The sequence below is a fragment of the Paenibacillus arenilitoris genome (assembly GCF_014705655.1).
GTDB classification, from domain to species: Bacteria; Bacillota; Bacilli; order Paenibacillales; family Paenibacillaceae; genus Pristimantibacillus; species Pristimantibacillus arenilitoris.
In genome coordinates this window covers 141,693-167,154 of the sequence record NZ_JACXIY010000007.1, presented here as the reverse complement: position 1 = coordinate 167,154, position 25,462 = coordinate 141,693, and the positions used below count along the sequence as shown (strand labels likewise).

Below are 25,462 nucleotides of genomic sequence, written 5' to 3'. Positions count from 1 at the left end.
AAGCGGCCGCTTGGCCTGCTAGAACATCTTGTAGCCGCCCCGGCGCAGCGCCCGGATCGCCCAGCCGCTAATGTAGGCGCCGGCGAGCGCGCCGATGACCGGTATGTAATCCACGATCGTATAATGGGCGAAGTTCGCGATCGTCGCCTCGGCGGAGCTGTCCCACGGCGCCCATATGCCGAGCGGAATGAGGACGAGAATGAACAAATAAATCGGAAACCATGTCGTCTTCAAAAGCATATTCAAAATAAAGCCGATGCCGAACATCATGACCATAAACAGCACCGTCGCTATAATCAGCTGAAGCATCCGGACTTCCCCTTTCAGATTCTCGTTTTTTAGTTTAAAGAATGGCGCGGGGGAAGTCAATCGGATGGGGACAAATGTCACAAGACCGCCATTTGCTCCCATCCGCCACCTTACGATACAATGATTGAAGCATCAATAAGGAGCATGAAAGGAGCAATCTATCCAATGAGTGAAGCAGCACAAACACTGGAAGGCTGGTTCTCGCTGCACGAATTCCGCAGCGTCGACTGGACCGCTTGGCGCTTGGCAGACGAGAGCGAGCGAAGCCGCGCGCTGGACGAGCTGCAAAGCTTTTTGCGGCAATGGTCGGAAACGGAACAAAACAAGCAGGGAAGCACCGCCGTCTATTCCATCGTCGGCCAGAAGGCCGATTTCGTATTTATGCATTTGCGCGAGTCGCTCGAGGAGCTGAACGCGATCGAGACGGCGTTCAACAAAACGACGTTCGCGAGCTTTACCTATCCGGTCCACTCCTACGTCAGCGTCGTGGAGCTGAGCAATTACATGGCGCAGCCGGGCTCGGACCCGATGCAGAATCCGGACATCGTCGCAAGGCTGAAGCCGACGCTGCCGAAGGCGAACCATATCTGCTTCTACCCGATGAACAAGCGCCGCGACGGGGCGGACAACTGGTACATGCTCGGCATGGACGAGCGCCGCTCGCTCATGCGCAGCCACGGCATGATCGGCCGCCAATATGCCGGCAAGGTCAAGCAGATCATTACGGGCTCCGTAGGCTTCGACAACTGGGAATGGGGCGTGACGCTGTTCGCGGACGACGCGCTTCAATTCAAGAAGCTGATCTACGAAATGCGCTTCGACGAAGTCAGCGCCCGCTACGCGGACTTCGGCGACTTCTACGTCGGCAACGTGCTTGACGCCGACAAATTCGAGACGATGTTAAAGGTTTAACGCGGAGTCGCATCTAAGATGCACGATGCTCGCCCTCATGCGGCGGATCGACATGCGATGACCCTGCCGTCATGATCGGGATGAACGGCGCTCATCAAAAACGGGGCATGGATACGCGAATCGCGCATCCATGCCCCATTTTTTGATCGACACGATTCACCCCTTCACCGCCCCAATCATGACCCCTTTCACGAAATACTTCTGCAAAAACGGATACACGCATAGTATCGGCACCGTCGCGATGATAATCGTCGCGTATTTGATCGTTTCCCCGATCGGCATCTGGTCGCCGGAACTGACGTCCGTCATCATGCTGTTCGTGTCGTTGACGATCAAAATTTCGCGGAGAATCAGCTGCAGCGGGAACAAGCCGCGGTCCTGCAAGTAGATCATCGCCGAGAACCATGAATTCCAGTGGGACACGCCGTAGAAGAGCAGCATGACCGCGATGACCGGCATCGACAGCGGGAAGATGACCGACCAGCAGATACGGAAGTCGTTCGCACCGTCCAGCTTGGCCGATTCCTCCAGCTCCAGCGGCACGCTTTGGAACGCCGTGCGCATAATAATTAGGTTAAACGCGCTGATCGCCGTCGGAATGATAATCGCCAAGCGGGTATCCATCATGCCGAGCTCGTTTATGAGCAAGAACGAAGGAATAAGGCCGCCTTCGAAAAACATCGTAAACGTGATCATGAACATGATCGGATTTTTCCACAGCACATCACGCCTGGACAAGCCGTAAGCCGCCATCGATGACAGGAAGATGTTCAGCGACGTTCCCACGATCACGTAAAACAACGTATTCAGATAAGCCGTCCCGATCGACGGATTTTTGAACACCATCTCGTAAGCGTCTAAAGTGAACCCTTTCGGGAAAAACAGGAAGCCCCTAGTCTGCGCCAATTGGCCGGGATCGCTGAACGAAGCGAACAGCACGAACACGAGCGGGTAAAGGGCGGCCAAGGATAACGCGAAGAGAAAGGCGACGTTAAAGACGCCGAAGACGCGTTCGCCGGTTGTAGCCTTCATCACGATCACTCCTTACCAAAGTTTGGTTTCGCTCGTTTTCCGGGATACGGTGTTCGCGATGACCAGCAGCGTGAAGCTGATGATCGCGTTGAACATGCCGACCGCGGCCGCATAGCTGTAGTTCGTCTCCAGAATCCCCTTGCGGTACGTATACGTGCCGATGACGTCGGCAGTCGAATACGTAATTGGATTGTACATAAGCAGAATCTTCTCGTTGCCGACCGACAGCATATGGCCGATATTCAGGATGAGCAGAATAATGATCGTCGGCGCGATGCCCGGCAGCGTCACGTGCAGCGTTTGCTTCCAGCGGCTCGCGCCGTCGATTCGGGCGGCTTCGTAGATGGACGGATCGATCGTGGAGATGGCTGCCAGAAATATGATGGAGCTCCAGCCGATGTTCTGCCAGATGCCGGAGCCGATATACAAGGTTCTGAACCAGTCTGCTTCTCTCATGAATGCGATAGGTTCGATGCCGAATACGGAGGTCAGCAGGTTGTTGACGAGGCCGTCCCGGGCAAGGAAGTCGAACATAATGCCGACGACGACGACCAGCGAGATGAAATGCGGCATATACGTGATCGTCTGCACGGAACGCTTGAACCAGCTCTTCCGCACTTCGTTCAGCAACAGCGCGAGCACGATGCCGGCCGGGAATGCAAAGATCAAGCTGTACAAGCTCAAGAGCAGCGTATTGACGAGAATGCGTCCGAAATAAAAGCTCGAGAAAAACTCCTTGAAGTTGTCGAAGCCCGTCCACGGACTTCCGTTGATGCCCAGGTTGATCGCAAAATCTTTGAAGGCGATTTGCATGCCGTACATGGGACCGTAATGAAACAATAGAAAATAAATAACCGCCGGACTTAACATCAAATAAATCAGCTTGTTCTTGGCAAAATCCTTCTTTACGCGCGTCCCGAAGCGAATTCGGGAGTCCCGCGCCGCCTCCGGCACTTGAGCTGCCGAAGATTTTCCCGTTCCGATGAGTGCCATAACCATGCTCCTTCCTGTTCTGCCGCCGTAGAGAGTGCTGCACGCCGAGATCGCCACGGCCGCGAAGCGTGCCGGAGCTCCCGGGACGAAGCTCGCTTCGTGCCGGCAGACTCCGCCGGCACGCGCGTTCAAGTCCTATTATCGCTTCAAGAATCGATCGAGCGCCGTTTGCTCCAGCTGGATCACTTCTTCGATGCCCATTGCTTTAAGCGTTTCGACGTATTCGTCGAATTTCTCGAGCGGCTCCGTGCCCATGATGAACTTCAGCAGCATTTCCTCGTGGTAGACGTTCAGGTCGGTCATGATGGAAGCCTTCTGCCGTCCTTCCTCGGCTGTCAGCGTCGTGAGCGGCATTCTCATGTTCGTCGTCGCTTTTTCCCAATTCACGAGCGCTTCCTTCTGGGAAGGCAGCTCCAGATATTGCTCGATGTAGCCCGGATCCTGCACGAAAGGACCGTTGTAGCTGGAACGGAAATATTGCGCCATCGCCTGGGTAATCGGAAGGTCGTCCGGATTTTTCATAATGACGTCGGTATACGTCGGTTTGCCGTCCACCATCGTGTAGCTTTCGCCTTCGATGCCGAAGTTGAACAAGTTATGCCCTTCCGGACCGTACGCATAGTCCAGCCACTTGACGATTTGCTCCGGATTTTTGGCCGCGGTCGTGATGGCGGCGCCGATGCCCGTATAAGCGAAATCGCGTTGGCCCCATACGGCGTTCTCGCCTTTCGTTAGCGTTGGATACGGGGCGGAGACTAGCTCGAAGCTCGGATCGTCCTTCATGAGACCCATGTATTTGCCGATGCCGCTGCCCGTGTAGCCCACGAATGCGGCCGTTTTGCCCGTCGTGATTTTGGAGTCCATCAGCTTGGAATCCATCGCCGCGAAGTCGGGATCCAGCAAGCCTTTCTCGTACCAGCGGTTCATGACGGTCAGAAATTCCTTGTATTCCGGCTGCATGGAGCCGTATTTGACCGTGCCGTTGTCGTTATAGAACTCCAGCGGAATGCCGAACGCGCCGATAAAGGCGTGGCCGGTCTTCATGTCGGAAATGCGCTGCATGAAGGGAGGTTCGCCGTTGTTCGCCTCTTTGATCGCTTCGAGCGTCGTCTCCCACTCGTCGATCGTTTCGGGAACCGGAAGCCCCGCCTTGTCGAGCAGATCCTTGCGGATGATCGGTCCGAAAAACACCATCAGCTTTTCGTGGCCGCGAATGAACGGGAAGGAGTAGATGTTGCCTTCATCGGTCATGATCATTTTTTTGATTTCGGGATGCTCGTTCATATATTTCGTAAGGTTTGGCGCGTGCTGCTCGATCAGCTCGTTCAGGCGTATGATCGTGCCGGATTTGATCGCGTCGTCGGGACCGCGGGAGACGGACAGCCAGTTGCGCTCGATGACGTCGGGAAGCTTCTTGGACGCCAGCATCAGGTTGAATTGCTCCTCGATTTGCGCGCCTTCGCCGGACGGATGCGTGAACGTGACCTTCGTGCCCGTTACCTTCTCCAGCTGCTGATAGATCTTGCTCTCTTGCAGTCCCGCCATCGTTGCCGCGGCATTCGGGTTCAGATGCACCCAATACGACAGCGATTCCGGCATTTTCACTTCGGCGGCGGCTCCGTCAGGAGCTTTCGTCGCGTCGGGAGCTTTCGTCGGATCGTTGCTGCCGGAACCGTTATTGCCTCCGGAGCAGGCAGCCAGCATAACGGTTAAGATCATGAGGGCCAGCAGATTCGATAACAGCCTTTTTCTTCTCTTCATGCGCGATACAATCCCCTCTCAATGAATTAGGTAGCTATTGATTCCGTTGATTCCGTCTTTGCAGCAGGCCGCTTGGACTTGCTGATTTCAGAATATCGGGGGAGGCGATCGGCGCCTATGGCGAATCCGTTAGATCGGCTATTCAAAAGCCAGTTTCGGCGTTATCTTCTTTCTAGATGAACCTGCTAACTTATAGAACGGCTTCGTTGTCCAGCCCTTCCTTATGCGAAATTTCCCTGTATTTGCCCGGTGTAATCCCTTCCGTCTTCTTGAACACGCGGATTAATCCGATATCGTTCGCGAAGCCGACCTTTTGGGCGATTTGGGCGACCGTCAGCTCGCTTCCCTCCAGCAGCGACTTCGCTTCCTTCATTCGCAGCGCTGTGATGTATTCCGTGACGTTGTGGCCGGTCTGTTTCTTGTAAAAGGTGGATAAATACGACGAATTGAGGCCGACATGATCGGCGATGGACGTCAGGCTAAGCTCGTTGCTGGCATAATGGCGTTCGATGTAGCTCCTGATTTTGACCGCGAGCAGCTCGCTATGATCGCTTCGTTCGCCGGCTACCTTGTCGCAGATGGAACGGTACAGCCTCTTCAGCGTATCCCTCATTTCCTCCGACGTACTGAAGCGGGCCAAATATTTGAACGTTTCTTTTTCCCCGCCAAAAAACGTCTCGTCATCCATGTTCAGCGCGTTAAGCAGCTTGATGACCGTGCTCATCAGCTCCGAAGACAAATATTTCGCCATCTCGGGCGAGATGGAGCGGGATTGGAAGTTGATCTCGAACAGCTGGTTCAATACCTTCTCGACGTTGATAAAGTCGCCGCTCTTCGCGTAGTTCATCAGCTGCGCTTCGGTTTCGAGCGAATAATAGAAATAATGATGCTCGATGTTTTTGACCGCTTCGTAATAAATGATGTCGTCGCCCGCTTGAAGCGGCTTGTATTCCAACGCCGTTACCGCTTCCCCGTAAGCGACCGCGATCTGCCCGACGTTCGTTTTCATGCCGCTGACGGCCACCGTGACGGACGTCCGGAATTTCGACTCCATCTGGCTGCGAATCGCCTTCAGCACGCGGTCGAGCTCGTTGCCCTCCTCCGCGCTTGGCTCAGCCACGTTGAGGAGAATGCCGACCCGATCGCGCTCCAGCTCGATCGCGTAGCCGTTGCCCGCGAGCAGCTCGTTGCTCAGGTTGATCAGGATGAACCGGACAAGCGTCCATTCCCGCTCCGTATCCTCCTGTACGAATCTGCGGCAATCATCGATCTGCATCAGGATAACCCCGTAATGGGGATGCGGAAGCGAAACGTCCATGAAAGCATAGTCGGTATCCGTCAGTCTCGCCGTATCGACGTACCCTCTCATTAACCGGGAAATAAAATCCGACTTAATGACCGGCTTCTGCCGGGAGAACATGCCCCGCATCTGCTTCTCTTCGACGATCGAGGACAGAAGCTCGTTCTTAATGAAGGCGAATTCGTTCCGGATATGGGAGCCGCTCATGTTCTTGCCCTGCAGAATCGTATGGATGAGCTCGCGGATCGGACGATGGTTCTTGTAAGCCAAATAATACGCGACCGTCATGCCGCCGGCCATGCATAGCAGCACAAGCACCATGGCAAGCGATTTCGTCTCGTTCACCTTCGCGAGCACGATCGTCTTGGGGGTGACGGAGACGTACGTCCAATTGTTCTGGTTTGACTTCGTATAGGAGACAAGCATCTCCCGTTGGCCGAATGACGCCGTAAAGTCGCCTTTCGCGCCACCTAGGCGCGGCATGATCCCGTCAATCGCATCCCGGCTCGCGGATGTCGTCGTCAAAACTTGTCCGTCATCGCCGATAATATAAAAATCGGTGTTCCGTTGATTCGATTTGCGAAGCTGCCCGATGAGCTGAGCCTCGTCGATCATGACGACGAGCGAGCCCAAGACTTCGGTGCTGTCGCCCATTGGAAGAGAGAACACGGAAGTGAGCATGTTTCGTTGCATCTGATCGTACCGGATCGGTTCCGATGGCAGGTACGTCCGCAGGTTGTAATGCGATAATATGGATTTGATCTCATCGACGCTGAGGTTGCTATACTCGTTCATGTCTCGGAAGAAGGTAACGGGATCCGTCCGGACGGTCGTCGTGACGATGCGGTCCGACGGCTTAAGATAGACGTAGTAGTCATCGACGAACGGACTTAACGTCCTGTATCGCTTCAAACTCTTGATGAGCTGGATATGCGTATACGCATTGATGCTCGCGCGGTTGTTCTCTTCGTAGAGAAACAGCTGCAACGTCGGGTCGAAGGCAATCTGCGCGGCAAGCTGATCCACCTCGTTCATCCGGCTGTCGACGCTTACCCGGGTTTGCTGCAGCAGCGCCTGATTGGAGTCGTACGCATTGTCGATCATTGCCTGCTCCATTCTGCCGTACAGTAGCGAGCCGATGACGACGGGAATGATGAGTATCGACATGAACGAGAGGAGCAGCTTGACGAAGACCGATCTTCGGAACGTTTCCCCTTCTCTTCTGGAACGCCATTTCTGTATCATGATATTCCTCCTGTCCAAACTGAATTGAATGCGCTTTCATTTCATTGGATGTCCTGTATCCTTTTTTCCTTATCCTAACATTTTACATGGATTTTCGGATTCGTCTGTTGTGATTTTTTTAGCCGGCCATTCGTTTTTTTAGATTGGACGTTTTTTCCCCGCTCATGGCGCGGCATTTCCCCCTTTCCTCGAACGTCGCTTTTCTACATTGTAACTTGGAATTCAAGCTTGTTGTCATGCTTCCATCGAAGGATTTCTCGTTGATCACCTGCGTCTGCGGTATGGGACAACCTCTATCGAGGCCTTTTCGACGAAAAAAGCCCCGGAAGGGATATTCCCATCCGGAGCTTCTGATTGCCTTAAGGCTATTCGTCGTCCTTGTCATCTTCATTCGTGGCCATTGCTTCCCGCTCCTTCGCCTCCAGGTACTCCTGAGTCGCTTTGTCGCGGGCGCGGCCTTTGTCCTTCAGCCGCTCGATGGCGGGCTGAATGAGCAGGTCCACTTCCTTCTGCACCGTATAGGCCAAGTCGTACCGGTTCTGCGATTCCAGGAAGGAACCGACTTCCATCAATGCGTTGTAACGATCGAGCTCCTCTCTCGTCAACAGGCCGCGGACTTGTACGCTGCAGTGTCGCATTACAGGAATTTCCCTTTGCGAAGCACGAGCGGAATGCCGCCGATAATGAACAGGTAACGCAGATCGATCAATTTTTTCAGCCAAGCCGCCGAACGGCCCTTGTACTTCTTGCCGAACGCGATGCCGATCGCTTCCCCTTTGCCGAGCGAAGCGACCGTTCCTTTGTTCTGGAACGTGAAGCTCTTAAGCGGCTGGTTGCGGATCGATGCGACAAGGTTATGCGCGCATACGACGCCTTGCTGCATGGCGATTTGGGCGGTCGGCGGGTAAGGACGGCCTTCCGGATTGAACATGAGCGAGTTGTCGCCCACGATGTAAATATTTTCGTTGCCCGGCGCGCGCAGAAATTCATCGACCTTCACGCGCCCGCGCATCGTTTCGAAGCCGGCTTCCTCGATCAGGCGGTTGCCGCGGATGCCGCCGGTCCAAATAACGGTGGACGACTTGATCTCCTCGCCTTCGCCGACGATGACGCCGTCCGGCGAGCACTCCTTGATCGCCGTGCCGATGCGGAACGTAACGCCCTTCTTCGTCAGGACGTCCATGCCGTATTCGACCAGCTCGGGGTCGAAGCCCGGCAGCGCGGTCGGAGCGGCCTCGATGTTGTAAATTTTAACAAGCCCCGGATCGACGTCGAACTGCTTGCACAGCTCCGGAATGCGGTCGGAAAGCTCGCCCACGAACTCGATGCCCGTGAAGCCCGCGCCGCCGACGACGAAGGTCAAATAATCGGTGCGGTGCGGCTCTCGCTTGTAGCGGGCGAATTGGTATTCGATATGCTCGCGGATCAAGCGGACCGAGTTGATGCTGCGAATATTCATCGCGTGCTCGCCAAGGCCCGGGATGCCGAACGTTTCGGGCTCGCCGCCGAGACCGATGACGAGGTAATCGTAAGACAGCGTGCCGTCTTCCAGAATCACCTTTTTGTCCTGCGGACGGATTTGGACGACGGTCGATTTCACGAAATCGATTTTGAACTCGTCGATAAGCTTGGAAATGCTGACGCGGGCGTTCTCCGGATTGTCCGTGCCGGCGGCAGGCATATGAAGATGTGTCGTAATATAGTGATAGTCATGTTTATTGACCAGCGTAACGTCGGCTTCGTTGTAATTCAGTTCTTTTTGCAGGCGCAGCGCCGTCAGCACGCCGCCGTACCCCGCTCCTAGAATAACAATTTTAGGTATGTTACTCATCGTATAATCCCATCCATTCCTCATGTCTTTTTATATTGTGAAAAATTACACAAGCTAAACCGAATATAGTTTTTTTATGAGTTCAGTGTGTCCTTTTACAGCCTGTTTTACAATGAGTCTTCTGTCGCAGATTGACAGGCCTCGCCAGCTCGTTCAGCCAGTCCCGCGCATAACATACATACGAATTATTACATAGTTTTCACGAAATTTTCAAGGGCAAAATATACGAAATTGTTTAGAACTCTATACAAATAAATGATTTCCTTCCCCGCGTCCAAACGATTATAATGAATCCGTAAAAGCTTATCATTTGGAGGTGGCAACCATGGCTAACGCCGAGGCAACCGGAACCCCCGTCGACCTCGTCATTATCGGCGGCGGACCTGCGGGCATGTTCGCGGCATTCTACGGAGGAATGCGCCAGGCATCCGTCAAGCTGATCGAGAGCATGCCGCAGCTCGGAGGGCAGCTGGCGGCGCTCTATCCCGAGAAATATATATATGACGTCGCCGGCTTCCCGAAAGTTACGGCCCAGGAGCTCGTCGACCGGCTGAAGGACCAGATCGCGCTTTTTAACCCGGAAATTTGCTTGGAGGAGAAGGTCGAGAAGGTCGTCAAGCACGACGAGCGGCATTTCGAGATCGTAACGGACAAAGCGACCCATTACGCCAAAGCCGTCATCATAACCGCCGGCGTCGGCGCCTTCGAGCCGCGCAGGCTAGAGCTGCCTGAAGCGCAGCGCTACGAGAAGCGGAACCTTCATTATTTCGTAGGCGACTTGCAGCGCTTCAAAGGACAGCATGTGCTGCTTAGCGGCGGAGGCGATTCCGCCGTCGATTGGGCGCTAATGCTCGAGCCGATCGCCGCAAGCGTCACGCTGATCCATCGGCGGGATAAGTTCCGCGCCCACGAGCACAGCGTGGAGAACTTGATGAAATCGAAGGTTAACGTGCTTACGCCGAAGGAAATAACGGCGCTTCACGGCGCCGAGCGCATTGATCGGGTCACGTTGACCGACGTCAAGACGAAAGAAACGGCCGAGCTCGAAGTCGACGCCGTCATCGTCAACTTCGGCTTCGTCTCCTCGCTCGGGCCGATCGCCGATTGGGGCATCCGGATCGAAGGCGGCTCGATCGTCGTCGATACGCGGATGGAGACGAATATCCCCGGTGTCTTCGCGGCGGGAGACATTACGACTTACCCGGGCAAGCTGAAGCTTATCGCCGTCGGCTTCGGAGAAGCCCCCACCGCGGTCAATAACGCCAAAGTTTACGTCGATCCGGGAGCGAAGCTGTCGCCCGGCCACAGCAGCAGCATGAAGCTGTAAGCCGATAAAAAAATAAACATAAGGGTATCCTAACCTTGGCCTTGCATTAGCAAGCACCTGCCGCATTTCTATGCGAGGTGCGCCGAGGAGGATACCCTTATGTTTTGTCCGGTTTGTAACGGCATTCAACCGCTGCGGGGAAGCTGCCCCGCCTGCAATGGCATGGTGACGGATTTCGGCCGATTGGCGGACCTCGCCGGCCCTTACGCTCCGTATGTTCAGATCGTGAATGAGCAACAATTAAGCGGCGCCGATTCCGAAGATGCGGCAGTCGGCTGCAAGCATGTCCTGTACTGCCCGGTTTGTCGGCAAACAACGGAGGTCTCGGTTACGGAGTGGCAATAGCGTCGTCATCTAACTTTCTTCAGCGGGTTACGCGGTAGCTTTGTGTGTTTCCGGATTGAGGTGCCTGCGCTTCAGTTCAATAGCTAGCATTCGAATAAATTCCGGCTCCAATTCGTATTGGATAGCTGCGTAATAGGTGTCGACCAGCATTTCGTCCGAGAGTAGCTCCATTCCTTCACACCCTTTCTTCCATCCTTTGGTTATTGCTTTTTCATAGTAGCATGGCACTATTCCGAAGGACAACAGACCCCATTATTCACATTCCATTGTGGATACGATGTTAATTGCTTGTGTATAGATGTCGATTCTTAAGGGATTTCGGTATGGATATTGTGGATACAGTTATCCACAATCCCAAATGCCAATTACTCCATAAAAAACTTTAATGGATATCTATGACTCTATTAATGAATTATATCGGAATAAACAGAAGCGAGCGAAAGCAGCCTATCGAATCCGTTCGACAGGCTGCTTTCTTCAATGGGCTTCCGCACTTATCGCTCGTCCGTCACTGCGGCCTCGTATTCACCTCGAAAATCCAAATCATTCCCTGCTTATCGATGCCGTAATCGAAGCCGAGCTGTCCGATGCCCGGATATTTGGCTTCCAGCACGCCCGTCGCCAACACCGTGAGTTCCCTCATTTTCGCCTTTTTCTCCGCAACGAGCGACGGAGACAACGAGCGGCTGATCCCTTGAGCCGACGTCACCAACGTTCCTCCCCGGCACAAATTCGTAACGAACAAACCCGGTTTCGCAATTCGCCCGACGATCGCCCGGTATACCCAGCCATTCTCCGTCTTCACGTACTTTACCCGGTAATCGATCGGCCTGTTGCCGACGGTTGCGAGACGGATCCCTTTCTGAATCAAGTACGCCTTGCCCCGCCGCCGTTTATTAAGCGCCCCTACCAATGCTGCGAAGCTATGAAAATGGCGAGTCTGGGCATAGTAAGTATAGGCGTAGCCTCTCGGATTCCGAACGACCCTCATGACGCCGTGGCCGCCGGCGCCGACGACCGGCTTGACGACGACCGTCTGATGCGTATCCAGCATGCTTCTTAAATTTTCCGCCGTTAATATGCTAGTCGGAGGGATATGCGGCGCAATGTCGGGATGCGATAGCAATGCCGCCGTCTTCGCCCATTTGCTCGCAAGCTGCCTTCCCTGATGTCCACCCAATACTATCAGTCTCCTTCCCTGCCTCTTCCTTCATAGCATATGTCGGGTCGCTATCTATCTCTTGGATGATTGACAGGGGGTAGCAGCCTTTCTTGACCGGAGACGCGCCGGCGCAGCTTCCCATAGCAAAGGCGCCCGGACCAAGACCGGGCGCCCTTCATGAGCTAATCCGACTTTTTCTCCAGCGCCGCCTTCAGCTTGTCGGCCAGGCTGTTCGATAAAGTCGCGTTATCGCTGTACTGCTCGATGAGCTTCTGATTTTGCTTGCGGTTCGCCTTGCCGCCTTGCTTGTCGCCGAGCATCTCGATGACGTTGCACGGCCTGCACTGGGCGAACTTGCCCGCCTTGCCGTCGCGGATTTCCATCTTCTTGCGGCATTGCGGACATCGCTTGTTGGACAATTGCGGCTCCGCCGAACGGCGGTAGCCGCAATCGCGGTCTGCGCATACGAGCGATTTGCCGCGCTTTCCTTTCACTTCGAGCAGCGGCTTCCCGCATTCCGGGCAGCGGGAGTGCGTCACGTTATGAGGCTTATATTCCTTCGTCTCGGCGATAACCTCGGACACCCACTTGGCCGCCTGCTGGCGAATGCTTCTCATGAAGGCGGATGGATCGCCTTTTCCCTTGGCGATTTTCTCCAAATCCTGCTCCCACTTCGCGGTTAATTCCGGGCTCCTAAGCTCGTCTACGACAAGCTCGATCAGCTGCTTGCCTTTGCCGGTGGGCATCAGTTTATTTTGCGTACGGGTAATCGTATCCGTGCCGAGCAGCTTCTCGATAATGTCCGCGCGGGTCGCCGGCGTGCCAAGGCCGTGCTTCTCCATGCGCGTAAGCAGCGTCGCTTCCGTGTAACGGGCGGGAGGCATCGTGCGCAGCTCGCGGACCTTGCCGCTCCTGACCGGAAGCGTCTGGCCCGCCGTTAGCGGCGGCAGAAGCTGCGCCGGCTGGCGGTCATCCCGGCTCTGCCCCGCTTCCTCGTCCTCGTCATCCTCATCCTCGTACTCGCTTCCCGCATGCCCGTCCGTCTGGTAAACTTCCTTCCAGCCTTTGTCCTTCTCGGTTTTGCCCTTCGCGTAGAAGCGGTCGTTGCCGGCAACAAGCACGACGCTCGTCTCGTCGTACCGGTAAGGCCCGTAGAACAAGGCGATAAACCTTCTGACGATCAGGTCGTACAGCCTTCGCTCATCGCCGCTCAGCGCCGCCAGGTTCACGTATTGCTCCGTCGGAATGATCGCGTGGTGATCGGTAACTTTGCTGTCGTCCACGATCCGCTTCGTGACCGCCGGCTGCCCTCTTAGCAGCCTCCGGGCCAGCGGCGCGTACGGTCCGACGGCGATGCTCTCGAGCCGTCCCTTCAAGGTCGGCACCATGTCGCTCGACAAATAGCGCGAATCGGTTCGCGGATACGTGACGAGCTTATGCTGCTCGTACAGCTTCTGCAGCACGTTCGACGTCTGCTTGGCCGAGAAGCCGAGGCGCTTGTTCGCGTCCCGCTGCAGCTCGGTCAAGTCGTAAGCTTGCGGATGCGGCTCCGCCTTCTCGACCGTTCGCAGCTTATCTACCTTTGCCGGCACGCTCCGAATGCGGGATACGATGCTCTCCGCATCCGCGCGATCCCAAATCCGTCCGTCATGCCCGTCCTGCTCCCGCCAAAGCGCGGAGAACGTCCCGAAATCCGCCGTCACGTTCCAATACGGCTGCGATTGGAACGACTGAATCTCCCGCTCCCGCTCGATCAGCATCGACAAGGTGGGCGTCTGCACGCGGCCGGCCGCAAGCTGCGCGTTATATTTCGTCGTAAGCGCCCTCGTCACGTTCAGGCCGATCAGCCAGTCCGCTTCGGCGCGGCATACGGCCGAAGCGTACAAGTGGTTATAGTCCTTGCCGGGCTTCAGATCATTGAAGCCGTCCTTGATGGCTTTGTCCGTCTGCGACGAAATCCATAGCCGCTTGAACGGTTTGCGCCAATGGACCAGCTCCATGATCCATCGCGCGACAAGCTCGCCCTCGCGCCCGGCGTCCGTGGCGATGATCAGCTCGCCGATATCCTGCCGCTTGCACAGCTGGGCGACGGCCTTGAACTGATGCGACGTTTCCTTCATCACCTTCAAGTTCATTTTTTGCGGGAGCAGGGGCAGGTCCTCGAGATTCCAGGTTTTATATTTCGGATCGTACTCCTCGGGCTCCGCCAGCGTAACCAGGTGGCCGAGCGCCCAAGTGACGACGTACCCGGATCCTTCGAGATGGCTCTTATGCTTCTGTCCGCAGCCGAGCACGCGTGCGATTTCCTTCGCCACGCTCGGTTTTTCCGCCAATACTAACGATTTCATGCAATTGTTCTCTCCATTCCGTCAGACGCGCGAAGTAGAGGCGCGCATCGTTTCCTAAGACGAAACGATACCATAGGCTTTCAGCGCGCGCAACGCATCCAGCGTCAGAACGCCTCGCCATTCCCGCTCGGCGCGCGGCCATACGTCCTCGAGAGCCGGCTGAATCCAGGCGGACGCCTGGAATCTATCGCAACCAATCCGCGCAGGAACGGCATTCTATTCCTGCAGCGCCGGCCGATTTGGCTGCCCGATTCCGATTATGCTATAGTAGGTTCAGTTTCATAGATTCGCCGATTAAGGGCCAGGGAGTGTTCATTGATGAAGCCTCGCTTTATTTTTATTTTCATAGGCATATTGCTTGCATACGGCGCCATTGCCTTCTATATCGGCTGGAACGGCTGGATGTTTCTGTCTGCACTGCTGGGCCTGGAACATGCGGGCGTCTACGCGGTATGCTTCGGAATCGTCGCCTTCTCCTATTTGATCGGCCGCGCCGCGTACGGCACGCCGCTCAGGCCGGCGGCGGTCGCGCTCAAGCTGATCGGCTCCTACTGGTTCGCCGTGCTGGAATACGCCTTGCTCATCCTGCCGATAGCCGACGTCGTCGCGCTGCTGCTAAGAGCCGCGGGAGCTTCGGAATCCGTCTATATTATCGGAGTAGGGGGCATCGCGTTTCTGCTGATGGCGGCTCTCATTCTGCGCGGAAGCTGGAATGCCTGGAGCCCCGTCGTCCGGACGTACCGCGTGCAAGTGCCGAAGCGGGCGGGAGAGCTGGACAAGCTTACGATCGCAATGGCATCCGACCTGCATCTGGGTACCGTCGTCGGAAACCGGCATTTGGGGCGACTCGTCGATATCGTCGAGCGGATGAAGCCCGATCTCATCCTGCTCCCGGGCGATATTTTGGACGATGACATCGAACCGTTCCTGCGCAAAAACATGTCCGCCGTGCTCGGCAAGCTGAAGGCGCCGCTCGGCGTCTACGCCGTGACCGGCAATCACGAATATATCGGCCGCAAAGTTCCCGAGTTCATTGCCGCCATGGACGCGATCGGCATCCGCGTCCTCATGGACGAGGCGGAGCTCGTGGGCGGCAGCTTCTACGTGATCGGCCGCAAGGACAAAGCGTCGGCCGGCTTCGGCGGCGAAGCGAGAAAGCCGATTCGGGAGCTTGTCGCCCCGCTCGACCGGTCGCTCCCGCTCATTCTGCTCGATCATCAGCCGTCGGACCTCGCCGGCGCCGCCGAGCAGGGCATCGACCTATCGGTGTCCGGCCATACGCACCGCGGTCAGATGATGCCGAACCATCTCATTACGAGAAGGCTGTTCGAGCTGGATTGGGGATATTTGAAGAAAGGCGGCCTTCACGCGGTCGTATCGTCCGGCTTCGGCACCTGGGGACCGCCCGTGCGGATCGGCAGCCGTTCCGAAGTGATCCGGATCGAGGTGGAGTTCGGTTAATCCGGCAATAACGGGATGGTCCCGCAAGGCATTCGACCTTGCGGGACCATCCCGTTTTTATTCTTAATGGAAGCTTCGTTAATCCACGTCGGCTATTCGCCATTCGTCGCCGGCCTGCTTGCCCTTGTGGAATACGTACATCGCGACGCCCGGCTCCCCGTAATCCCGCGACTCCTGCACGACAACCAGCGCTTCGAACAGCGAGCGCTGCTCCTTGATGCTGATCGGCTCTTCAACCGTAATCCCGGTGATCGTAAAGCCGTCAAAGCGGTCGGACGAAGGGCCGTTCCTCCCCGGAGAACGCAGCCGGGTCGAGACGGGCCTGCACGCTTCCTTGTTCCCCGTAGCGCTTGTCGGCTTCGGATACCAGCTGTTTCAGCTCGTCGGCCGAAGATGGCCTAACCGTATAGAGCGTCCCCGTATTGCCCGGCTTCATGAACTGCACCTTCCCGTAATCGGGCGACAGATAGAGCAGATACCGGCTGTCGCCAAGCGTGACGGCATACGGCGGCGCGCCGATATCGACCGTCCCCGGCTCCTTGCTCGCGAACCGGAACGCGTATTCGAACGCCCGCACCGCTTCCTTGTCCTTCCACTCCATCCGCGAATTCGGCTCCGCCCGTTCGAAATCGATCATGCGCTCCGCGACGACGGCGTCGTAATTGACCCGGAACACAAACAACAACAGCGCGGCGGCCGCTGCCGCACAGGCAGCGACGACGAGCAATGCGCGCTTCATCCGACCCACTCCTCGTTCCTTTGTATACCCTACCTCCCGTTTCGCGTCCGGTACAGCAAATAAATGAAAAAAGGCGCTCCGATTCCGGACGTATCTGCAAAGGTAAGGTAACCATTATGACGAACATCCTTGGCAAAAGGTTCCAGACCGCCTATGGGATCCGATAGGCTCTTTAATCCCATCGGCCGCGAGCATTTGATTCGGGAGCTTGTGCGGTTTATTATCCGGAAATGAAACGGAGCGGCGGATTAACCGCGCGCCCGGCGGCGTTCGAACGACAGCCCGGCGATCGCGCCGGCCGCACCGAAGTATATCGGTAAATATTTGATGCCGACCGGCCGGTCGAACGTCAAATAACTGACGATGCCGATCAACGACGAGAGAACGAGTCCGGCGATCGCGCCCAGCGCAAGACCGATTAAAGCCGCAAGCAGCATTCTCAATTCGTCGTCCCTCCCGCCCGCGCGACATGGAGCGATAGCCAGAACAGCAGCAGCGCGAGCACGGGATGCACCGCTCCCGCCTCAGGGATGTTGGCCGTCGCGTATTGCACGAATATAAGGGCGAGAAGCGCTCCGCTCAGCCAGCGCAGCCTGACGCGCATGCTGCCCGCAAACGAGCTGATCAGCATGAAGAACGGCAAGTATTCGAACAAATGGACGAACGTCGTGTGACTTTTCCAAGCCGCGGGATCGCCGAACAGCGCCATGCCCGCGATAAAGGTTTGCGCGACGACGCAGGCGACGAACAGCCACGCAAGGATACGAAAAGCGCCGCGGAAAAACCGTATCCGTCCCCTCGGCGCATCGGATTGCTCGATCATGAGGATTTCCCCTTTCGAATGATTTGGCTCGCGTTCATTGTAGCAAAGGAATGTTGCGATCCTTTGACGAAGTTGCTCTTATTCGTTGAAAACCGCCTGAGCCCGCGCAAGAGCGTGTATACTATGGAAAAATAGGATGAATGCCGAAGGAGAGGAACGAAATTGCCGCATACATTGCTGCTTGTGGACGACGAAGAGAAGGTGCTCGAATTTATGGAGCCCTTCCTGCGCCAGGAAGGATACCGGACCGTGACCGCCATGACGGGCACGGACGCGCTCGCGAAGGCGAAGGAGCACGGCCCGGCCGTCGTCGTGCTCGATTGGATGCTGCCGGAGATGAGCGGCATCGACGTGTGCCGGGAGCTTCGCAAATGGAGCCGCGCGGGCATTATTATGGTGACGGCGCGCGCGGAAGAGGCGGATAAGGTCATCGGGCTTGAAGTCGGCGCCGACGATTATATGACGAAGCCGTTCTCCTTGCGGGAGCTGTCCGCCCGCATCCGCTCCGTGCTGCGAAGACTGGAAGGCCATGACCGCGAGGCGTCGCCGGAGGACCCGCCGCTGCAGCGCGGCGGGCTGACCATATCGGAAGCGCAGTGCCGGGTCTGGCGCGGCGGCAAGGAGATCCCGCTTACGCCGACCGAGTACAAGCTGCTGCTAACGCTGGCCGCGAGGCCCGGCATCGTCTACAGCCGGCTGCAGCTGCTGCAATCGGCGCAGGAGGACGATTATTTGAACGACGAGCGGACCGTGGACGCCCATATTAGCCGAATCCGCCGCAAAATCGAAGACGATCCCGCAAGCCCGGCGTACATTCAGACGGTGTACGGCTTCGGCTACCGGTTCGGCGGACGGCAGTAAAGCCTATGAAGATTTTATATATTGACAAAATCTTATTTTTGTGATATAATATTAATTTTACTATTTACAATCACTTCTTCAGCTGTTACGATTGGTTGGGACTCGTCATTTTCGGTCTGAACACCAACAAAATAGCGGAGGGATTTCGATGCATGCAACCAGCGGGCTCTATATGCTGACCGTCACGGCGTCCATGATGGGAAAGGCGGAAACGATCCATCCGACGCTGATTTGGGATCGCGATACGGTTCTGCTCGCGGACACGGGCTACCCCGGACAGCTCCCCCTCATTCGAGCGGAGCTTGAGAAGTCGGGCGTTGCGCTCGGCAGACTGAACAAAATCGTCATTACGCATCAGGATCTCGATCATCTCGGCACCCTGCCGGCCTTGCTCTCGGAGCTGCCTCGGGGACAAGCCGAGGTGCTGGCGACCGCGGCCGAGAGGCCGTACATTCAGGGCGAGAAGCAGCTCATCAAAATAACGCCGGAAGCGGTCGACCTTGCCGCGGCCTCCCTGCCGCCGGAAGTTCCGGACGAATGGCGCGCCGCCTTCCGCCGAACGCTCGAGCATCCGCCATCGGCTCCCGTCGACGCCGTCATCGAACCGGGCATGGTGCTCCCCTACTGCGGGGGCATCTCGGTAATCGGCACGCCCGGGCATACGCCGGGACATATCAGCCTGTACCATAGACCGACGAAGACGCTGATCGCCGCCGACGCGCTCATCGTCGAAGACGGCCGGCTGTTCGGGCCGGACCCGCGCCACTGCGTCGATCCGCAGCTGGCGTACCGGTCGATCCAAGCATTGACGGCGTACGATATCGAAGCCGTCATCTGCTACCACGGCGGCATTTACAACCTCAACGTCAATGAACGGATCCAGGAGCTTGCCGATCTCCGCCCTTAGAAACCGTCCGCGAACGCGCGAAGGAGCAGTCCCGACAGTCATCGCTTGATGACGGAAGGACGCTCCTTCTTCCATTTGCGCAACAAAACTTAGTAAGCGGAAGCGCTCTTCAACCGCCCTCCATCCGGCTGCGCATCGGCACGGCTAGCCAAGCGCAAAGGCTGCGATTGTGCAGGCATTTCACGATCGACGAGGCCGATGGAAGGAATGCCTGCAATTGCGCAGGCTTTTCGCGACATGAGCTGTTTTAAATGCTTACCAATTGAAAAAAAGATGCACATTCATTCGCACGCATTTACTTCGCTGCACGCATGAAGCGGCCAAAAGCCTGCACGCTCGCAGGCTTCGACATATGGCGCGCTGCCCGGGGCAGATTACGCGGCGGCTTAGGCGCGGGACGCACCATTTGCTCAGCAAAGCGGCAACAGAGATGAAAATCAACGGCCTCTTAGATGCCGCCGGCAAGCGCCGCTTTCAAAAATTTCCCCGTATAGGAACGGTCTACCGCCGCGACCTGCTCGGGCGTGCCTTCCGCGACGAGCTCGCCGCCGGCTTCCCCGCCATGCGGGCCGATATCGACGACGTAATCCGACTCGCGAATCAGCTCGAGCGAATGCTCGACGACAATGACCGTGTTGCCCGCGTCGACCAGCTTGTCCAGCAGCACCTGAAGCTGCCGCACGTCGGAAGGATGAAGGCCCGTCGTCGGCTCATCCAGCAAGTAGAGCGTATGCGTCTTCGTCTTCTTGCTCAGTTCCTTCGCCAGCTTGATCCGCTGCCCTTCGCCGCCGGACAATGTTTTGACCGACTGCCCCCATTGCAAATAACCGAGACCGACCTCGCACAGCAGCTCGATCATGCCCGCGATCTTCTCTTTCCCTTTGAAAACGTCCAGGCTCTCTTGAACGGTCATGTTCAGCAGGTCGGAAATCGAATGGCCTTCGAAGGTGACGCGCAGAACCTCGTCCTTGAACCTTCTGCCCTTGCAGGCCGGGCACTTCACCTCCAAATCCGGCAGGAAGCTCATGTCAACCGAGATGACGCCGAGCCCTTGGCACGCCTCGCACCGACCGCCCGGCGTATTGAAGGAAAAATGCTTCGAGGTCAGCTTGTTCCGCTTCGCCTCCGGCAGTCCGGCAAACAAATTGCGCAGCTGCGTAAATACGTCCGTATAGGTGGCGACGTTCGAGCGCTGCATTCGCCCGAGCGGCGATTGGTCGACGGTGATCATATTGCCGACATGCTCGAAGCCTTCAATCCCGTCGCAGCCTTCGGGCGCGCGGTTCGACTCCCCCGCCTGCGCCAGCAGGTCGAACAGGAGCGTCGACTTGCCGGAACCGGATACGCCGGTCACCGAAATGAGCGTGCCGAGCGGAAAGGCTCACGTTAATGTTTTTCAAATTGCGGGCATGCGCGTTGCGGATCGCAATCCGTTCGCCGCTGCCCTTCCTTCTGTTTCTTTCCGGCGCCGGGCCGATCTCGTCTCTCAAATACGCGCCGGTCACCGAAGAAGGGCTCGCCATCAGCTCCTCGAGGCTGCCTTCGCCAACGACCGTACCGCCCAAATAACCCGCTCCCGGACCGATATCGATAATATGATCCGCGGCCCGCATCACCTCGACGTCGTGCTCGATGACGAGCACCGTATTGCCCAGGTCGCGAAGCTGCTGCAGCACATGGATCAGCCCGGCCGTATCCCGAGGGTGGAGCCCCGTCGTCGGCTCGTCGAGAACATACAGCACCCCGGTAAGGCCGGAGCCGAGCAACTGCGCGAGCCGAAGCCGCTGCGCCTCCCCGCCGGACAGCGTAACCGTCTGGCGGTCCAGGGACAAGTAGCCAAGCCCGACGTTGATGATCCGCTTGACCCGCTCCGGCATTTCGACCAAAACCGGCTCGAGCAGGTGCTGCCCCTCGGCAGGAACGGCATCCTTCAGCCCGTCCGTCCAGGCGAGCACGTCTTCGAGCTGCCATGCCGACACGTCCGAGATCGAAGCGCCCGAGACGGTTATCCGGCGAATTTCCTGTTTGAACCGGGCGCCGCCGCAGCTGCCGCATGTCTGCTGGCGGAAGTAATCGCCTTCCTTCTCCATGCCGGTCTGCTCCCCGTCCTTTTCCTTGTACCTGCGCCACATGCCGGTAACGATGCCTTCGAATTTGCCCGCCGACACCGTCTTCGGCGGTTTCTTGTCCGGATCGTGCTTCATGAACGCTTCGCTTTCGACGCCGTAGTAGAGCAGATCCTTCATCGCCGGCGAATATTGCATCAGCGGCATGTCTGGGTCGAATTCAAGCCCGTAGTGCTTGGCCGCCGCCGCCAGCGTGTACGAATAGTATTCGATGATGCTGTCGTACAGGAAAGTTACGCAGCCTTCCTTGAAGCTGAGCTCCTGTCGGAATACGGCATCGAGGTTCAAGCTGGCGACATGCCCTAGTCCTCCGCACGATTCGCATGCCCCTTCCGGCTTGTTGAACGAGAAATGCGCCATGCCCAGCTTCTCGAGCTCGGCGCTGCAATGCGGACACTGGACGTGCTCCCCCTCGAAATCCTCTTCCTCGTCCAAAGCCGCAGCGCCCGAATCCGCATGAAAGACGGGGGCGACCCGGCCGCTGCAGGAAGGGCATGTCCGCTCGCCGAGCCTCGAATAAACGAACCGCAAAAAATTATGGATATCGGTAACCGTGCCTACCGTCGAACGCGGATTGCGGTTCGTGACATGCTGGCCGACGCTGATCGAGGGGGAGAGGCCGGCGATCGAATCGACCTTCGGCTTGCTGACCGAATCGGCGACCATCCCCATCGATTCCATGTACTGGCGCTGGCATTCCCGCTGCAGCGTATCCATCGCGAGCGTCGATTTGCCCGAGCCCGAGGGGCCCGTCAGCACGACCAGCTTATACTTCGGAATCGAAAGCGAGACGTTTTTCAAATTGTTTTCCCGCGCACCTTTAATGACAATGGCTTCGTTCATGTTTCCTCCTAAAAATCGATTTGGACGTTTTTGATTTTCGAATTTTCAAATCCAGCATATCACATTGATGCAAGTGCCAAGGTTTGAAAACTTTTGTTCTTCATAGACGGGATCGAATTGACAAAACCATAACAGAGGAGTTTAATGTTTTTAGGAATACGGAGGAGGAGAAGCGAATGACGATTCGTCCGATCGATATCGCGCGCCGGCTTAAGATCAGCACGACCGCGCTGCGCCATTACGAGGAATGGGGGATCGTCCCCCCCGTGGAGAGGGCAGCCAACGGCTATCGGGTATATACCGACGTGCACGTGGGCTATTTCGAATGCATCCGGGCGATGAATGCCGGCTTCGGGATGCAGGTGACCGGAAAGGTCATGAAGAAGCTGATCGCAGGAGAGGTGGACGACGCGCTATGGCTCATGAGCGAGTCGCAAGCCTCGCTGTACCGGGACAAGCAGATCGCCGACAGGACGATTCGCGCGCTGGAGACGGAGGAACCGCTCCCGCCTCAGCCGTACCGCAAAAAACGCGGGTTTACGATCGGCGAAGTATCCGAGCAGACGCTAATTCCGACCTCGGCCATCCGCCACTGGGAGAAGGCGGGACTGCTGACGATCGAACGCGACAAGGAGAATGGGTACCGCACGTTTACCCCCGCGAACGTTCGCCAAATTTTGATTATCCGCACGCTGAAGGCCGCCGTATGGTCGCTGGATATCATTAAGAGGATCATTAAAGAAATCGACGACAACAACGTGGAAAACGCGATCAAAACCGCCCGCGAGTCGCTCCATTTCTTGAACCAGATGAACCGTAACCAGCTCCAGGGCGCTGCCAGCTTGCACAAGCTGCTGGCCGTCATTCAGGAGGCGGGCGGGCAACGCCGTTAAATATCGGAAACCTGGCACCGGAGGAGGTCCTTCCTTTGCTCTATCGTTCAATACACTTTGCCGAAATCTTTAATGATCATTTCACCCGTTACTTTAATATCCAGCTTCGGATAGACCGCATTCCAATCCGTCTTGCTCCATTCCTTGTAGCTCATGCTGTTTCTCACTCTTTTGCCGATGCCGAGGCTGTCGACGTTATGCTTCCGCAACATGGCGACCATCGCGTCCGCATCCTTCAAGAGCGAGGCGGTTACCCGCTTCTCCAATTCCCGGCGATGCCTGTCGTCGCTCATATCAAGATCCCCTAAATATTCCCTTAACGTACCCATTACCCTAAAATGAATGTTTACGATGAAATTTCCGTTTTCCCCTCGCCTGACTTTTACCTTCCTTCGGCTTACGATCGAATTAATCATGATCTGTTCGGCTTCTTCCCCTGACTTCTTTATGTCAATACTAAGCTCGCCGTTTTTTACATTTTGCCGCAGCAGGGCGAATATCGGCATTTGATCGGGCTCGATCCGGGTAATATAACGATCCTGATCGAACAGGGCGATGCCGTTTACCTCGATGTTCTTCTTCCCTTGCTTCAGAATGGGCGCTACCGCGTCAATGCCGTCGTCGTAAAAGTCTCTCGTAAAATCGTACACCGTCACGCGCGGAACGGACATTTTATCCGCTTCCTTCTCCAGAAGCCGGTCGATGTACTGCCCGGTCATCGGATGCTCGGGGTATCGCTTCGCAAGCAGCTCGCCGGCGTTCCCGTTAACGACCGCAACCTTGACGTTCTGGGATATGGACGGATCGCGGACGAGCGCCCGCACATAATTCCAGATGCCGCTCCTCGCGATGGACAAACCGAATAAGGAGCTTCGCAGCTGGCCGCTGACCAGCATCAGCTCCGTCTGCTTCGCCAATTGGAGATGGGCATCCTTCTTCGATCTCGCTACCGTGCTTAATACTTCCCGTTTCATCTTGCCTTCCGGGTCGGATTTCGGAACGTCGATGCAGATGAGCAGATTTTCCTTGGCCCCGTCCTCCTTGTCTTGCACGAGATCGTAGCTCGTGGCATTAACGAAAGCGAGGCTTTCCAATACGCGTTGATCTCCGCAGCCTGCAAGCAGGGCGATAAGCGCCGCGGCGGCCAGCGGCTTTATTTTTCCCATTAGGGTCTTGCTCCTTTGCGAACAAGTAGTATGGCCAGCAGTAACAACGGAAGGACGAACGCGACGGCAATCTCCGAGTAGGACAAAAACTGCAGCCACTGCTGCACCTTGGATAGCGTATCCGGAATCCAGGAAACCGCCAACGCCGCGCCGATAATGAGGAAAGCGAGCAGCTTCTCTCCCGCCTTCGGCAAGATTCTGTGCATCGTTTCCTTCGCCGACCACATGTATAATCCGGTCGTGATGATCGTCGTAAAGACCAAGAAGCCGAACAACAGGCTTTCGATCCGTTCGATAAAGGGCAGCTGAATGTAAGACAACAAATCCAGAACCGGATAAGCCATATGCTTCAACTGCTCGAAGCTGTAAAATCCGAAGCAAATGATACTGATCGCCACGTAGGCGAAGGTTGTCAATAAATTGCCGATCATAACCGCCTTCATCGTCTTTTTATAATTGTCCACGTACGGGATTAGCAGCAAGTAAAGCTCGTAACCGAGAAAAGCGGAAAATACGCTCAAACCGCCCTCCAGGATATGCGTTTCGCCCGCAAACAGAAAGGGCGTCATTCTCGCCCATTCGAAATCTTTAAAATAAAACAGAAGCAGCAAAATCATCCATTGGGATAACCAAAAAAACGCGGTCGTCGCTTTCGATAGGTTGTAGATCCCTTTGATGACGAACAGAAAAACAAGGACAGCGATCAACAGCATCAAATAGATCGCATTCGTCGTGTTATAGGATAAAATTTGGAAAATATAAACGTAATTTTTCGCCACCAGACAACCGGTCAGCGCCCATATGCAAGTCAGGAACGCGTACAGCGGATAAAGCAAAAATTGGGGCAGGACGTCCTCGAACAGCTTGAATATCGACCTGCCGCCTCCAAAACGGTGAACGAGCGAAATGAGAAATATATTGAGGGTAGCGACCAGGGAGAGGCCGATTAACGCAATCCAGCCGTTATAGCCGAAGTTTTGCGCCACGAGCCGGGGAAGGCTCATGATGATCACGCCATTTTGGATCATGTAAATCAGTATGGCCACGTGAAAATGATGCAGCTTCTCCTTCAATTCAC

At 56.2% G+C, this 25,462-nt stretch carries 22 protein-coding genes and 1 pseudogene; 7 read left to right on the top strand and 16 right to left on the bottom strand.

What is annotated here, in order from left to right; all coding sequences use genetic code 11:
- Positions 1–18: 18 nt before the first annotated feature.
- The gene (locus IDH41_RS06075; RefSeq protein ID WP_190859204.1) at positions 19–309 is read right to left on the bottom strand and encodes a YuiB family protein; all 291 of its coding nucleotides are present in this window, start codon (positions 307–309) and stop codon (positions 19–21) included.
- A gap of 165 nt (positions 310–474) precedes the next feature.
- Here IDH41_RS06075 and hemQ point away from each other — a divergent pair, with 165 nt between their 5' ends.
- Positions 475–1,221 (top strand): hydrogen peroxide-dependent heme synthase, encoded by a 747-nt coding sequence (gene hemQ, locus IDH41_RS06070; RefSeq protein ID WP_190859202.1) that lies wholly within the window; start codon positions 475–477, stop codon positions 1,219–1,221.
- Positions 1,222–1,377: 156 nt separating this feature from the next.
- On the opposite strand, the gene IDH41_RS06065 is transcribed toward hemQ, so the two are convergent.
- From IDH41_RS06065 to IDH41_RS06040, 6 genes are all read right to left on the bottom strand, one after another.
- On the bottom strand, positions 1,378–2,259 hold the full coding sequence (locus tag IDH41_RS06065) for a carbohydrate ABC transporter permease (protein ID WP_397327525.1): 882 nt from the start codon (positions 2,257–2,259) through the stop codon (positions 1,378–1,380).
- Positions 2,260–2,265: 6 nt separating this feature from the next.
- On the bottom strand, positions 2,266–3,246 hold the full coding sequence (locus IDH41_RS06060; protein WP_190859198.1) for an ABC transporter permease: 981 nt from the start codon (positions 3,244–3,246) through the stop codon (positions 2,266–2,268).
- A gap of 138 nt (positions 3,247–3,384) precedes the next feature.
- Positions 3,385–5,007: an extracellular solute-binding protein gene (locus tag IDH41_RS06055; protein WP_190859197.1), complete on the bottom strand. Its 1,623-nt coding sequence runs from the start codon at positions 5,005–5,007 to the stop codon at positions 3,385–3,387.
- Positions 5,008–5,197: 190 nt separating this feature from the next.
- Positions 5,198–7,552 carry a helix-turn-helix domain-containing protein gene (locus IDH41_RS06050; protein WP_190859195.1) on the bottom strand — a complete coding sequence of 785 codons (2,355 nt, stop codon included), beginning with the start codon at positions 7,550–7,552 and terminating at the stop codon, positions 5,198–5,200.
- A 365-nt stretch (positions 7,553–7,917) separates the two neighbouring features.
- Positions 7,918–8,190 carry a hypothetical protein gene (locus IDH41_RS06045; protein WP_190859193.1) on the bottom strand — a complete coding sequence of 91 codons (273 nt, stop codon included), beginning with the start codon at positions 8,188–8,190 and terminating at the stop codon, positions 7,918–7,920.
- Positions 8,190–9,383 (bottom strand): NAD(P)/FAD-dependent oxidoreductase, encoded by a 1,194-nt coding sequence (locus tag IDH41_RS06040; RefSeq protein WP_190859191.1) that lies wholly within the window; start codon positions 9,381–9,383, stop codon positions 8,190–8,192. The genes IDH41_RS06045 and IDH41_RS06040 overlap by 1 nt, the downstream gene beginning before the upstream one ends.
- Before the next feature lie 325 nt (positions 9,384–9,708).
- On the opposite strand from IDH41_RS06040, the gene IDH41_RS06035 reads away from it, so the two are divergent.
- Both IDH41_RS06035 and IDH41_RS06030 read left to right on the top strand, forming a co-directional pair.
- Positions 9,709–10,710 (top strand): NAD(P)/FAD-dependent oxidoreductase, encoded by a 1,002-nt coding sequence (locus tag IDH41_RS06035; RefSeq protein ID WP_190859189.1) that lies wholly within the window; start codon positions 9,709–9,711, stop codon positions 10,708–10,710.
- A gap of 99 nt (positions 10,711–10,809) precedes the next feature.
- Entirely contained in the window at positions 10,810–11,055 is a 246-nt protein-coding gene (locus IDH41_RS06030; RefSeq protein WP_190859187.1) for a hypothetical protein, read from the top strand.
- 27 nt (positions 11,056–11,082) lie between these two features.
- Here IDH41_RS06030 and sda read toward each other — a convergent pair whose 3' ends face one another.
- The 3 genes from sda to IDH41_RS06015 form a co-directional block, all read right to left on the bottom strand.
- Positions 11,083–11,226, bottom strand: a complete 144-nt coding sequence (sda, locus tag IDH41_RS06025) for a sporulation histidine kinase inhibitor Sda (RefSeq protein ID WP_190859185.1) — start codon at positions 11,224–11,226, stop codon at positions 11,083–11,085.
- Between the two features lie 337 nt (positions 11,227–11,563).
- The gene (locus IDH41_RS06020; RefSeq protein ID WP_190859183.1) at positions 11,564–12,235 is read right to left on the bottom strand and encodes a YheC/YheD family protein; all 672 of its coding nucleotides are present in this window, start codon (positions 12,233–12,235) and stop codon (positions 11,564–11,566) included.
- A gap of 164 nt (positions 12,236–12,399) precedes the next feature.
- Entirely contained in the window at positions 12,400–14,565 is a 2,166-nt protein-coding gene (locus tag IDH41_RS06015; RefSeq protein WP_190859181.1) for a DNA topoisomerase III, read from the bottom strand.
- Positions 14,566–14,883: 318 nt separating this feature from the next.
- Here IDH41_RS06015 and IDH41_RS06010 point away from each other — a divergent pair, with 318 nt between their 5' ends.
- Entirely contained in the window at positions 14,884–16,026 is a 1,143-nt protein-coding gene (locus IDH41_RS06010) for a metallophosphoesterase (RefSeq protein WP_190859179.1), read from the top strand.
- A 262-nt stretch (positions 16,027–16,288) separates the two neighbouring features.
- Here IDH41_RS06010 and IDH41_RS06005 read toward each other — a convergent pair whose 3' ends face one another.
- From IDH41_RS06005 to IDH41_RS05995, 3 genes are all read right to left on the bottom strand, one after another.
- Complete coding sequence (locus tag IDH41_RS06005; protein WP_190859177.1) at positions 16,289–16,765, bottom strand: hypothetical protein; 477 nt, start codon at positions 16,763–16,765, stop codon at positions 16,289–16,291.
- A gap of 248 nt (positions 16,766–17,013) precedes the next feature.
- On the bottom strand, positions 17,014–17,202 hold the full coding sequence (locus IDH41_RS06000) for a DUF5957 family protein (protein ID WP_223829486.1): 189 nt from the start codon (positions 17,200–17,202) through the stop codon (positions 17,014–17,016).
- Positions 17,203–17,204: 2 nt separating this feature from the next.
- Complete coding sequence (locus IDH41_RS05995; RefSeq protein WP_223829475.1) at positions 17,205–17,588, bottom strand: DUF6220 domain-containing protein; 384 nt, start codon at positions 17,586–17,588, stop codon at positions 17,205–17,207.
- Positions 17,589–17,750: 162 nt separating this feature from the next.
- Here IDH41_RS05995 and IDH41_RS05990 point away from each other — a divergent pair, with 162 nt between their 5' ends.
- Positions 17,751–18,449, top strand: coding sequence for a response regulator (locus tag IDH41_RS05990; RefSeq protein ID WP_190859174.1), 699 nt, complete (start codon positions 17,751–17,753; stop codon positions 18,447–18,449).
- A gap of 148 nt (positions 18,450–18,597) precedes the next feature.
- On the top strand, positions 18,598–19,356 hold the full coding sequence (locus IDH41_RS05985; protein WP_223829474.1) for an MBL fold metallo-hydrolase: 759 nt from the start codon (positions 18,598–18,600) through the stop codon (positions 19,354–19,356).
- Positions 19,357–19,804: 448 nt separating this feature from the next.
- On the opposite strand, the pseudogene uvrA reads toward IDH41_RS05985, so the two are convergent.
- Positions 19,805–22,325 (bottom strand): annotated as a pseudogene (gene uvrA / locus IDH41_RS05980) (excinuclease ABC subunit UvrA).
- Between the two features lie 176 nt (positions 22,326–22,501).
- On the opposite strand from uvrA, the gene IDH41_RS05975 reads away from it, so the two are divergent.
- On the top strand, positions 22,502–23,218 hold the full coding sequence (locus tag IDH41_RS05975; protein ID WP_190859172.1) for a MerR family transcriptional regulator: 717 nt from the start codon (positions 22,502–22,504) through the stop codon (positions 23,216–23,218).
- A gap of 47 nt (positions 23,219–23,265) precedes the next feature.
- On the opposite strand, the gene IDH41_RS05970 is transcribed toward IDH41_RS05975, so the two are convergent.
- Both IDH41_RS05970 and IDH41_RS05965 read right to left on the bottom strand, forming a co-directional pair.
- The gene (locus IDH41_RS05970) at positions 23,266–24,384 is read right to left on the bottom strand and encodes a Ger(x)C family spore germination protein (protein ID WP_190859170.1); all 1,119 of its coding nucleotides are present in this window, start codon (positions 24,382–24,384) and stop codon (positions 23,266–23,268) included.
- Positions 24,384–25,457, bottom strand: coding sequence for a GerAB/ArcD/ProY family transporter (locus IDH41_RS05965; RefSeq protein ID WP_190859168.1), 1,074 nt, complete (start codon positions 25,455–25,457; stop codon positions 24,384–24,386). Before IDH41_RS05965 ends, IDH41_RS05970 begins: the two co-directional genes overlap by 1 nt.
- Between the last annotated feature and the right edge of the window lie 5 nt (positions 25,458–25,462).